The 12035-nt window shown below is 44.7% G+C and carries 9 protein-coding genes; 3 read left to right on the forward strand and 6 right to left on the reverse strand.

Going from position 1 to position 12035, the window contains the following annotated elements; all coding sequences use genetic code 11:
• The first annotated feature begins 26 nt into the window (after positions 1–26).
• The 3 genes from AC04NP_RS17320 (at position 27) to AC04NP_RS17330 (ending at position 6934) form a co-directional block, all read left to right on the forward strand.
• Positions 27–3830: an efflux RND transporter permease subunit gene (locus tag AC04NP_RS17320; protein WP_482861111.1), complete on the forward strand. Its 3804-nt coding sequence runs from the start codon at positions 27–29 to the stop codon at positions 3828–3830.
• Positions 3817–5067 (forward strand): TolC family protein, encoded by a 1251-nt coding sequence (locus AC04NP_RS17325; RefSeq protein WP_482861112.1) that lies wholly within the window; start codon positions 3817–3819, stop codon positions 5065–5067. Before AC04NP_RS17320 ends, AC04NP_RS17325 begins: the two co-directional genes overlap by 14 nt.
• Before the next feature lie 151 nt (positions 5068–5218).
• Entirely contained in the window at positions 5219–6934 is a 1716-nt protein-coding gene (locus AC04NP_RS17330) for an efflux RND transporter periplasmic adaptor subunit (protein ID WP_482861114.1), read from the forward strand.
• Positions 6935–6968: 34 nt separating this feature from the next.
• Here the strand turns inward: AC04NP_RS17330 and arsM are convergent, their stop codons facing one another.
• From arsM to AC04NP_RS17360, 6 genes are all read right to left on the reverse strand, one after another.
• Positions 6969–7760 (reverse strand): arsenite methyltransferase, encoded by a 792-nt coding sequence (arsM, locus tag AC04NP_RS17335; protein ID WP_482861115.1) that lies wholly within the window; start codon positions 7758–7760, stop codon positions 6969–6971.
• An 84-nt stretch (positions 7761–7844) separates the two neighbouring features.
• Positions 7845–8390, reverse strand: coding sequence for a sigma-70 family RNA polymerase sigma factor (locus tag AC04NP_RS17340; RefSeq protein ID WP_482861116.1), 546 nt, complete (start codon positions 8388–8390; stop codon positions 7845–7847).
• A 118-nt stretch (positions 8391–8508) separates the two neighbouring features.
• Entirely contained in the window at positions 8509–8973 is a 465-nt protein-coding gene (locus AC04NP_RS17345; RefSeq protein WP_482861117.1) for an NUDIX domain-containing protein, read from the reverse strand.
• Positions 8974–9359: 386 nt separating this feature from the next.
• Positions 9360–9767 carry a DUF4332 domain-containing protein gene (locus AC04NP_RS17350; protein ID WP_482861118.1) on the reverse strand — a complete coding sequence of 136 codons (408 nt, stop codon included), beginning with the start codon at positions 9765–9767 and terminating at the stop codon, positions 9360–9362.
• Between the two features lie 290 nt (positions 9768–10057).
• Entirely contained in the window at positions 10058–11308 is a 1251-nt protein-coding gene (gene fabF / locus AC04NP_RS17355) for a beta-ketoacyl-ACP synthase II (protein WP_482861119.1), read from the reverse strand.
• Between the two features lie 20 nt (positions 11309–11328).
• On the reverse strand, positions 11329–11910 hold the full coding sequence (locus tag AC04NP_RS17360) for a TetR/AcrR family transcriptional regulator (RefSeq protein ID WP_482861121.1): 582 nt from the start codon (positions 11908–11910) through the stop codon (positions 11329–11331).
• Positions 11911–12035: the final 125 nt, after the last annotated feature.

Consider the following 12035-nt stretch of genomic DNA (forward strand, 5'->3'; position numbering starts at 1 on the left):
TGTTTATCATCAAATGATAGGATGTTATGCTTATTGGTATTATAAAATTTTTCTTAGAGAATAAACTTATTACCGTTCTTTTAACGGTATCATTGATAATTTGGGGCCTGGCAGTAGCTCCTTTTAACTGGGAGATGAGGTGGATTCCCAGGGATCCTGTGCCGGTGGATGCCATTCCCGATATCGGAGAGAATCAACAAATAGTTTTTACAGAATGGACCGGGCGATCTCCGCAGGATATTGAAGATCAGATTACCTATCCACTTACAACGGCCCTTCTTGGAATTCCCGGCGTAAAAACGATTCGCAGCAACTCAATTTTCGGGCTGTCCAGCATATATCTCATTTTTGAGGAAGATGTAGCGTTTTACTGGAGCCGGTCGAGAATTCTTGAAAAGCTTAACTCATTGCCGGCAGGCACCCTGCCGGTCAGCGTGCAACCGTCCCTGGGCCCTGATGCTACTGCCCTGGGTCAGGTATTTTGGTATACTTTGGAAGGCAGGGATTTGGATGGTCGTCCGGCCGGGGGCTGGGATCCTCAGGAACTGCGTTCTATTCAGGACTATTATGTAAAATACGGCCTTTCTTCGGCCGGAGGTGTTTCTGAGGTGGCCTCTATTGGAGGTTATGTGAAGGAATACCAGGTGGATATTGACCCTATAGCTATGAAAAGTTATCGTGTGAATGTCGCCCAAATCATGGATGCCGTTAAAAAGAGCAACCTGGATGTAGGCGCGCGCACCATAGAGTTTAACAAGGCGGAGTACCTGGTACGAGGCCTTGGATATATCAGGAACATTAATGATCTGGAAGAGGCAGTAGTCATTGCCAGGAATAATATTCCTGTCCGGGTTAAGGATGTGGCAAAAGTTCACCTGGGTCCTGCGGCGCGCAGGGGTGGTTTGGATAAAGCCGGTGCTGAAGCGGTAGGGGCGGTGGTAGTGGCACGCTACGGCTCAAATCCTTTGGAAGTCATTCAGTATGTGAAGGCTAAAATTAAAGAAATCTCGCCAGGCCTGCCCGCTAAAACCCTTGCTGACGGTACGGTTTCTAAGGTAACTATTGTGCCTTTTTACGATCGCGCAGGATTAATCAACGAAACCCTCGGCACTTTGGAGGAAGCACTGACACTTGAAATCCTGATAAGTGTGATTGTCGTTGTCATTCTGGTGCTTAACCTTCGGGCCTCAGTGATGATTTCCAGTCTTCTTCCGGTTGGTGTGTTGATTACATTTATAGCCATGCGTTACTTTGGTGTTGCTGCTAACATTGTGGCTTTGTCTGGAATAGCCATCGCTATTGGGGTAATGGTTGATGTAGGGGTCGTTTTTACGGAAAACATTATCCGGCATCTGCAAATGCCGCAAAACAAAAGCAAGACCGCTGATGAAAAACTGAAAGTAATATATACTGCCACAGCGGAAGTAGCCTCAGCAGTGATCACCGCCCTGGCGACAACCGTGGTTAGCTTCCTGCCGGTATTTGCTTTGCAAGCCCAGGAGGGAAAGTTATTTGGTCCGTTGGCGTTTACCAAAACTTTTGCCTTGCTGGCTGCCTTGTTTTTTGGTATTGTGATTATTCCGGCCTTTGCCCATTCGCTTTTTTCACTGGATTTTGAAAAAAGCCGGTTGCGTAATAGTTTAAATGTCCTGGCCGGAGCGTTTGGCATTGTATTGCTATTTTTTGTGTTTTGGGCAGGCATCGCATTAATCGCCATCGCATTAAACAATCTGTTGCAAGATCGCTGGCCGGCAACATGGGAAAAAGCCCCGAAGTATTTCAATATCGGCATCCTGTGTGCTGCAGTGCTTTATTTACTCACCGGAACCTGGCTGCCTTTGGGGGCAGGGCATTCCCTATTCGCTAACTTTTTTTTAGTGGGAATGGTAATTTTATGGGTCCTGGTGATTTTAATAGGTGTTGTAAAGTATTATGCCAACATTCTCAACTGGTGCCTGAGGCATAAATGGCAGTTTTTAAGTGTTCCGATACTTATTGTACTATTTGGCATATTGTCATGGCGAGGATTTGACAATGTATTTGGTTTTGTTGGTAAGGCTGCGAAACTCAGGGAGACAGGTTTTTGGACAAGCATGGAGGCTGCTTTTCCCGGGGTAGGGAGGGAATTCATGCCTTCACTCGACGAGGGGTCTTTTCTGCTGATGCCCAGCAACATGCCGCATTCAGGTATAGAAGAAAATATAGAAACCATTCGGTTGCTTGACCAGCGTGTAACAGCCATTCCGGAAGTGGAACTGACTGTTGGCAAATGGGGAAGGGTAAATTCCGCATTGGATCCGGCTCCGATTTCAATGTTTGAAAATACCGTCAACTATAAGTCTGAATACATACTGGACGAAGATGGTCACCGTATCCGCTTTAAAGTAAATGACAACGATGAGTATGAATTAAAAAACGGGTTGACCTTTAATCCCGAAACCGGCGACCTGGGCAGGTTTGACACCGGTTTGTTGATCAAAGATCCCGGCGGAAAATATTTCCGTCAGTGGAGAAAACACATTCGGTCTCCTGATGATGTATGGGACGAAATCGCCAGGACTACCAGCATTCCGGGTCTGACAGCCGCACCCAAACTTCAGCCCATAGCCACCCGTTTGATCATGCTTTCCACAGGAATGCGCGCACCGATAGGCATGAAAATTTTTGGGCCCGATCTTCAGACACTGGAGGCAGTGGGCCTGCAAATGGAAGAACTCCTGAAGCAGGTTCCCGGCGTAGAAGCTTCTTCGGTTTTTGCTGACCGTGTCGTTGGCAAACCATATCTCGAGATTAATATTGACAGAAATGCTATTGCCCGGTATGGATTGCGTATCGAAGATATGCAAATGTATCTGAGGGTCGCTATTGGAGGCAGTCAATTGACATCCACTGTGGAGGGCCGTGAACGCTACCCTGTAAGGGTAAGGTACGCGAGGGAATTACGTGATAATCCCGATGACCTGAGTGACATACTCATTCCAACGCCGTCGGGTGTTCAGGTACCGCTTGGAAACCTGGCGCGAATTCAGTACGTCAGGGGGCCACAAAACATTAGAAGTGAAAATACCTTTCTGGTCAGCTATGTTATCCTGGATAAAATGGAAGGTTTTGCCGAAGTGGATGTAGTTGAAAATGCCATGGAATTATTGGATAACAAAATCAGTGAAGGTTCCCTGACTATACCCCAAGGGGTCAGCTACGAATTTACCGGTAATTATAAGAACCAACTACGCGCCACTGAGCGACTCTCGATTCTTATTCCGGTGTGTCTGCTGATCATTCTTCTTATCCTGTATTTTCAGTTTGGCAGGCTTCAGCCCACATTGATGGTATTCTCCGGTGTCTTTGTAGCTTTTGCCGGAGGCTTTATACTGATCTGGTTATACGGCCAGGATTGGTTTTTAAACATCCGGGTTTTTGGAGAAGGCCTCCGTGATTTATTCCAGGTGAACAAGATAAACCTGAGCGTGGCGGTATGGGTGGGTTTTATCGCACTTTTCGGGGTGGCTTCTGATAATGGCGTATTGATGGCCACCTATTTAAAGCAGACATTTGATAAAGAAAAACCAGATAATATCGAAAAGATCAGAAAAGCTGTCCTGCACGCGGGACTGTTAAGAATAAGGCCCGCTATGATGACAACGGCCACAACCATCATTGCGTTGTTGCCCATATTTACTTCCACCGGCAAAGGATCGGATATCATGGTGCCTATGGCCATACCTACGTTTGGAGGCATGCTTTTTCAGGTCATTACGGTTTTTATTGTTCCGGTGCTTTATTGTATGTGGCAGGAGTTTCAGATAAAAAAGAAAAATGATGAAAATTAAGATTGTATTCCTGGGGCTGTCCCTGTTGGGAGTTGCCACGTATGGTCAGGAAAACCTGAACAAGTACCTTGTTATTGCTGCCGAGAATAATCCGGGATTAAAGGCCGAATTTAACCAGTACCTTGCGGCAATGGAGCAAATTCCCCAGGCAAGGGCCTTGCCTGATCCGCAACTGACTTTCAGTTTGTTTGCACAGCCTGTTGAAACCCGCGTAGGTCCCCAACGGGCCAGTATTGCTGTAAGCCAGGCTTTTCCCTGGTTTGGAACCCTCAAAGCCAGAGGCGAAGTAGCCACCCGACTGGCCGAATCCAGGCTTAAAAATTTCGAAGATCAAAAACTTGCGCTTTTCAAGGAGGTCAAAATTACTTATTCGGAATTGTATTTTATCCATAAGTCCATTTTGCTGACAGAAGAAAACTTAGCCCTGCTGAATTCATTTAAGGAATTGGCGAGGGTGAATTTTGAGAGTGGCAAAACCGGATTTGTCAATGTTCTAAGGGTAGAAATGGATTATGAGGAGTTGCAAAACAGGCTCGCTTTGCTCAATGATAGCAAACAGGCCCTGCTCATACAGTTTGAAAACCTGTTGAATTATCAGCTTGACCAACCCCCTGCTTTTCCGGAAGTTCTTTGGGAAGAAACCCTGAAAGAAGCAAAGCAGACCCTGTATGACAGTATAGTTTCGCGGAACCTGCAGCTCCGGCAACTGCAAAGTCAACTGGCCGCCCAGGATAAAAAGATGGAGGTTGCAGACCTTACAGGCAAACCTTCATTTACGTTGGGAATGAGTTATATAAATATCGGTGAGCGTCCCGAGGCGGGTATTCCAGGCAACGGACAGGACGCATTGCTTTTTCCGCAGGCGGGATTAAATATTCCGCTTTACCGCAAAAAATATGAAGCGCTCAAAAATCGGGAAGAATTGCGTAAGGAAAGTCTTCAATACCAGATAGAAGAAAAGTCAGACAGGCTTATCACCAAATTGGAAACGTTGATCAGGGACCATTTGGATGCTGCGAGGAGGCGGAGTTTATATCAGAAATTATATGAATTGGCTGAACAATCTCTGTCACTGCTTCAAACAGAGTTTGTAACAGGCAAAACGGATTTTGCGGATGTATTGAGAATGGAGCGAAGGCTTCTTTCCTATCAGTTGGAATTGGAAAAGGCAAGGGTGGACGCTAATAACGCAGTATATGAGGTTGATTATTTGATGGGAAGGGGTGAGGATGATTGATAATTGACAATTGACAGTTGAAAATGGACAATTTTAGTTGGTGGGGGTAATTGGAATGGTGGAATATTGGAATGATAGGAGGTGTTGGATCGCATGGAATCGATTATTAGAATACTGAAATAATTATTACGACGTGTAAAAGATTAAGATCATGAAAAATATAAATCTGAAAAAAACGGGACTTTACTTGGGCCTTATTGTAACGGGTGTTGTTATAGGTTTTCTACTCGACTCATCCCACCAACCCTCTTCATCTCCTCCTACTCTCACCCCCTCATCTTCTCATCAAAAAGTTTGGACATGCTCGATGCACCCTCAGATCAGGGAAAGTGGGCCGGGTGATTGTCCCCTATGCGGGATGGATTTGGTGCCGGTGTTATCGTTGCATGAGGAAGTGGGGAAGAATGAGGTACAGATGACCGAAGCGGCGGTGCAATTGGCGAACATTCAAACTACCAGGGTATCGCGGGGAGTAGTGGCCAGGGAGATTAGATTGCAGGGAGTTATCAGTGCTGATGAAAGAAGACTGTCTTCAGTGACTGCACATTTTGACGGTCGGGTAGAAAAGTTGTATGCCGATTTTACCGGACAGTACATCAGAAAAGGCCAGAAACTTGCCACGTTGTATTCACCGGATTTGGTCACCGCCCAAAAGGAACTTTTTGAAGCACTGAAGCTCAAAAATTCGAATCCTGCATTTTATGAGGCGGCCATTCAGAAGCTTAAGCTTTGGGAGCTTACCAACGATCAGATCGATAATATTATCAAAAGGGCTGAACCCGAATACTATTTTGAAGTCTATGCTCATCATTCCGGAACGATACATACCAAGAATATTTCAGTAGGAGAGCACATTATGGAAGGTAAAATCATGTTTGAAATTGCCGACCTGAACCATTTATGGGTACTTTTTGAGGCATATGAAAGTGATTTGCCCTGGATATCCATCGGAGATTCCCTGTCTTTTTATGTACCTGCTGTTCCTGGCAAACAGTTTCAAAGCACAGTTTCTTTTATCAATCCCCTGGTAAACCATCAAACCCGCACGGTTTCCATAAGGGCCGAAGTTAATAACCGGAACGGTCAGTTAAAACCTGAAATGTTTGCCGAAGGTATTGTACACGCGCACCTCAAAGAGGGTGGCCAAGCGCTGATGATTCCCAAATCCTCGGTGCTGTGGACGGGAAAGCGGGCGATAGTATATGTCAGGCAACCAGGCTATGATCAGCCAACCTTTCAATTCCGGGAAATTCAACTAGGTACAGATGCCGGGGAGCATTATGTGGTACAGGCAGGGTTAGCCGAAGGTGAAGATATAGCCGTCAATGGTGTTTTCAAAATAGATGCGGCGGCGCAGTTGCAGGGTAAAATAAGTATGATGAATCCGGAAGCAGAGGTTGCTGTGGAATCATTTGATGTCAGTCAGACATTCAGGGATCAGCTAAAAAATATTTTTGAGACCTATCTTCCGGTAAAAGACGCGTTGATTGAAAGTGATGTAAAAAAAGCGGGTCAAAAGGCCCGCGTGTTAGTGGATGTTATTAAAAAAGCAGATATGAACCTGGTTAAAGGTGAAGCACATACAACCTGGATGAAAGATCTCGCAGTCCTTCAATCATCAACCGAAACCCTTGTGGGAGAAACAGACCTGGCAAAATCGAGAACAGCGTTGTCTCTCTTAAGTGATCAACTCTACCGTACCTTAGTCAAATTCAAGGTTAAGGGGTTAAAAGCATTCCGTCAATTCTGTCCCATGGCCTTTGATTTTGAAGGCGCCTATTGGCTCAGCAATTCTGACGAAATTCTCAACCCCTACTTCGGTGACGAAATGTTGACCTGCGGTAATATCGAAGATGAATTGCAATAGAAAAATACGGTTGCCGTTACTTTGCGCTGTTGCGCTATTTCGTTCCGGTGATGGTTACACTTAAAACCTGGACGCCGCTTTCACGAAATTCGATCAACGCGTCTTTTGATAAATGGTTTAAGAGAAAGTCATCGGGCAGGGAGATGGATTTTTCTTTGACTATATGAATGTCTTTAAAACCTGCCTGCCGTATGGTTTCAAGGTAGTTTTCCTTTACCATGGCCCCCGAAATGCAGCCGGCATACAAGGCCACAGCGGCTGCTATTTCTTTTGTAAGCGGCCCGCTTACAACGATATCGGATATGCTGAACCGGCCCTGGGGTTTTAGCACCCGGTGGATTTCCTTATAAGTTTTGGCCTTATCATTGACCAGGTTAAGGACGCAGTTACTTATCACCACATCAATTTCATCCGATGCAACCGGCATTTCTTCTATATCACCGAGAATGAATTCGACGTTTTTGTAACCGAGCTTTGCTTTGTTACTATTGGCTTTTTCAATCATTGCCGTGGTCATGTCTATGCCTATTACCCGGCCGTTATCACCTACCGTTCTCCTTGCCACAAAAACGTCATTGCCAGCACCGGAACCCAGGTCAAGTACCGTATCTCCCGCCCTCATGAGGGCTGATTCCGTTGGAAGACCACACCCTAAACCATAGTCAGCCTCCGGGATATAACCCGCTAGCTGGCTATAGTCTTCTGCAAAATTTCCGGCATCCGGACTTCCGGTTCCACAGCAACCCGATTCATATCCGCAACCACCATCCTGATCCAGGGTCCTGGTATAGGTCTCTTTAATGATTTCTTTTATTGAATTACTCATGACTTTAAATTTTTGATGCTACTAACAGGACGGACGGAGTTTGAAAAGGACGCAAAATAACGGAATGTATGGTTTTTTGCCAGGTTAGCGAGGATGGCAACAACTGCTTCTTTTCGAATAATCGAGGATATTGCCGTATATGTCTGCTTCGATTTCACAGCATTGAAGAATCATTTCCTTCAGCTTCTTTCGTCCTCGCTGAACCCTGGATTTTGCGCCCGAAAAAGAAATGTCAAGCATACCGGCAAGTTCTTTTTGTTTAACACCGTTTAATTCGCTAAGTATAACAGCCTCTTTGTATTTGACATCCAGCTGATCAATCATGGGCATTATGCAGTCAATGAACCGATCATTGAAATAGTCCTGATCCTCGGAGGGTACATCGGGTACCTCAGGGACAACCACATGCTTCACCGCCGACCGGTAGTAGTCGGCAATGACGTTTTTGGTTATCCGGCGAACCCATGGAAGCAGCTTTTCCGATGAATTCAAAGTATGGATTCCTGAATGGATTTTCAGGAAAATATCGTGCAGTAAGTCTTTCCTTGTCTCTTTGTCCCGGATGTTGGCTGCCAGCATGTATTCAAGCTTCTGGTATACACTTTTCCAGACATGATAGATGTTTTCCATAATAATATTCAGCTTTACCTATTTTATCAGACGGAGATAAGCGCCTGTGGACGCAAAAAATTGAAACATTTTTTCTCACTCGCCGGTCTGAGGCTAACCCAGGCTATATTAACATGCCCTAACCTTCCCGTACGTACTGGTAAAATATGTGCTTTTGATGCGGGGAGTTTTCACGAATGTATTCCGTAAAAAACTGCCTTGTATACCCTCCCAAATCCAAATTCATGATTTCATCGATTCCTGCCCAGATATACTCATCGGCCTCATCGTTCAGGATAACATCAGAAGAGCCTGTTCTGCAAATGAAATCAATAAAAATGAAATGCTTTTCTTGTTGAAAGGTTTTGCTAAAGATGCTCTCTTGTAAACTAATAAGTTCAATGTCATAGATATCCAAACCGGTTTCTTCCTTGACCTCCCGCCTCAAAGCGTCTTCCATTTTTTCACCCCGCTCGATGTGCCCACCGGGAATCACAAACTTATCATTCCATTTCCTGGACTTGCACAAAAGAATTTTGTTTGAGGGGTTTACAATAATTGCCCCTACCGTTGGTTCCGGATACATGTTCATTTGGTTACTCATACTTTAATGTTGCGGCTAAACCTGAGGATAATCCCATTGCATTGAGAAAAGTAAATGATTTATGTGGCAGGAAATTCCGGATGGCGGTGGTGAAATAGTTTTTAATCATGGTGAGAGGCATTGGATGTTAGTCGTACGAATTGTTTTTAATAAGCTTGTATAATGACTGAAATAAAGTTAATCAATCGGGTCATATTTTAAAACTTTGGATCCATGGCATTGTTCAGGTGTGGTGCTATCACCTGTTTTCCTTGTAGGCAAAGCAAGATGGATAACTGTTAAATTAGCCATAGAAAAGCTCATTGACGAAGATAGGCATAAAAAAAGCGGCCTGTTAAGAATCGGCCGCCTTTATGAGGAATATCTCCAAAGGTTTTAGGTAAATGTCAGTGTGTGATCATGGGTTCCAGATTCTTGGCCTGGGCCACAAAATCAGAAACCTGCTTGGCTGAAGGGAGTTGTCTGACCAGTTTTTTCTTGGTGTTCACTTCGACCATTTTAGCATGCAGGTTTTCAGCGTTTCTGTTTCTAAGTTCCTTAATGGTATCTACACCGGAAGCTTCCAATAGCTCCGAATATTCGCTTCCCACGCCTTTAATCCTGAAAAGATCCGCCATATTGGCCCACTTGAGTAGCTGGGAGGCATCGATGCCCGACTGCTCTGCCACAGCCTTTCTGCCTTTTTTGTTACAGCACAATTTCAGTAATCCGGGCACTGACCGAACACCAGCTTTTTGAAGTTTGGCGGCGTACTTTGGGCCAATTCCTTCAATATCTGAGATTTTTTTTGCCATTTTGGTTTAAAGTTTTTGGTTATAAAAGGATAAAACTATTAACAAGACCGATCCGGAATACATGGACTCTTTGAAGTAGCTGGACCTGGTATGACAATTCCATAACACCGGGATTTTCTGCTTTTACCTGGAAATAGGTATTACCAGATCAAGATGTAAACATTGCTTCTAACTTCAATAATAATTTTTCTATTTCAAGAAATCATCGTTCTTCGATGTTTGGAGTGATTATAACGGTGAGTGGGGCAGATTACGGGTTAAGTGCCCCGGCAGGGTTGGGGGGCATGGCCTTAAATTTCAGTGAATTTTTTAAAGATGGCTGTGGCGTTATGGCCACCGAATCCAAAGGTATTGCTCATAACATATTTCATGGGCTTTTTCTGGCTTTGGCCCAGCGTAAGATCGATGCAGGTATTTATTTCGGGATCTACCGTTTCCACATTAATGGTCGGGGGAACCATATCTTCCTTGACGGCTAAAACACTGGCTATGGCCTCTATGGCGCCGGCAGCTCCAAGCAAATGACCGGTCATGGATTTGGTGGCACTGATGTTTAACCTGCTATTGTCATTCCCAAATAGTTTTGTTACCGCCTTTAACTCTGAAATATCTCCCAGACCGGTGGAGGTAGCATGCATGTTAATGTAATCGATGTCATCGGGTTTGATGCCGGCGTCTTCCAGGGCGCTTTCCATGCCCAGGTAAGCACCGAGCCCTTCAGGGTGTGTGGCGGTCATATGGTACGCATCTGCAGACATACCGCCACCCACTACTTCGCCATATATTCTGGCACCTCTTCGCCGTGCATGTTCATATTCCTCCAATATCAAGGCTCCAGCGCCTTCGCCCATGACAAAACCATCCCTTTCAATATCAAATGGCCTCGAGGCGGTCGCTGGTGAATCATTTCTGGTGGAGAGTGCCTTCATGGCGTTAAAACCCCCAATACTGGCCTGGGTAACCGGGGCCTCGGAACCTCCGGTTATGATCATATCGGCCTTTCCCCATTTTATGTAGTTAAAAGCGTCGATAATGGCTGTGGTAGAGGAGGCACAGGCGGAAATAGTGTTGTAATTAATGCCCCTTAAGCCATGTTTAATAGAGATTAAGCCCGAACTGGTATCGCATAGTATTTTAGGAATAAAAAACGGGTTGTATCGTGGTGTACCATCTCCGTTACCGTACTCGAGCACTTCATCCTCGAAAGTTCCGATACCACCATTGCCACTTGCCCAGATTACCCCGATGCGGTTCACATTCAATTGATCAAAGTTGGCCTGGCTGTCTTCAATAGCTTCCTGCGATGCAACCAGGGCGTACTGGCAAAATGGGTCCATTTTTCTTGCCTCTTTGCGATCGAGGAAATTTAGCGGATCAAAGCCTTTTAATTCACAGGCAAATTTTGTTTTAAATTTTTCGTGATCAAATTTGGTTATAAAATCACATCCGCTTTTGCCTTCCTTTAAACCCTGCCAGTAGTCCTGTAAATTATTGCCTAAAGGAGTCAGTGCTCCCATGCCGGTTATAACAACTCTTTTCATATGGCTTATTAAATTTTTCTTTAACTTGGTTTTAAATCCGATTTGATCTGATCCACCAGATCGTAAAAATCTTTTTTCTCTGAAATCCTGGCCAGTTGCAGTCCTCCTGCCAGGGCGGAGCAAAGCATCATAGCTTTGATCCTTGCATGGCCCTTGAACTCAAATTCACCTCGTTTTTTTCCCTCGTTTAATATTTCACTTAACCATGCCAGAATCTTTTCCGACAGCAGTTTTAAGCTTGTCTGTCCCTTGGGGCCGATGGTAAAAAAATCTGAACCTAGCGATCCAAACAAGCAGATCTGGCGGTTATTCTCAATGCTTGAAATATAAATATTGATAAATTCCTGCAACCCGTTCCAGACTTCCATATGTCCGGCGGTCCCCATTTGTTGGATCATTTGCTCAAACCGCTTCCGGTTTTCTTCAATAATAGCCAGCAACAAATCTTCCTTGCTGCCAAAATGATAATGGACTGCCGCATTTTTGACCCCCAGCGAGGAGGAAATATCGTGATAGCTAAAAGCATTTATACCCTTTTCTTTCAGCAACTTTTCCCCAAGCAGCAGAATCTTTTGTTTGGTATTTTCCGGCTTCTTGACCATGATGATGATTATCGGAAGCCCAAATATACTTACTGATAAGTAAGTAAACAAATCTATAAATCAAGAAACATCAATTTTTTTACGGGAAGAGCTGACAACTGATACATTTTGTGCCCTCACAGCAC

This window comes from Agaribacillus sp. DX54 (assembly GCF_056858335.1).

What these genes read in the sequence shown, in the direction of transcription:
- arsM (WP_482861115.1), bottom strand. Translation starts at nt 7,760, where the DNA reads ATGAGTAATTCAATAAAAGAAATCATTAAAGAGACCTATACCAGGACC.
- AC04NP_RS17330 (WP_482861114.1), top strand. Translation starts at nt 5,219, where the DNA reads ATGAAAAATATAAATCTGAAAAAAACGGGACTTTACTTGGGCCTTATT.
- AC04NP_RS17350 (WP_482861118.1), bottom strand. Translation starts at nt 9,767, where the DNA reads ATGGCAAAAAAAATCTCAGATATTGAAGGAATTGGCCCAAAGTACGCC.
- AC04NP_RS17325 (WP_482861112.1), top strand. Translation starts at nt 3,817, where the DNA reads ATGATGAAAATTAAGATTGTATTCCTGGGGCTGTCCCTGTTGGGAGTT.
- AC04NP_RS17360 (WP_482861121.1), bottom strand. Translation starts at nt 11,910, where the DNA reads ATGGTCAAGAAGCCGGAAAATACCAAACAAAAGATTCTGCTGCTTGGG.
- fabF (WP_482861119.1), bottom strand. Translation starts at nt 11,308, where the DNA reads ATGAAAAGAGTTGTTATAACCGGCATGGGAGCACTGACTCCTTTAGGC.
- AC04NP_RS17340 (WP_482861116.1), bottom strand. Translation starts at nt 8,390, where the DNA reads ATGGAAAACATCTATCATGTCTGGAAAAGTGTATACCAGAAGCTTGAA.
- AC04NP_RS17345 (WP_482861117.1), bottom strand. Translation starts at nt 8,973, where the DNA reads ATGAGTAACCAAATGAACATGTATCCGGAACCAACGGTAGGGGCAATT.
- AC04NP_RS17320 (WP_482861111.1), top strand. Translation starts at nt 27, where the DNA reads ATGCTTATTGGTATTATAAAATTTTTCTTAGAGAATAAACTTATTACC.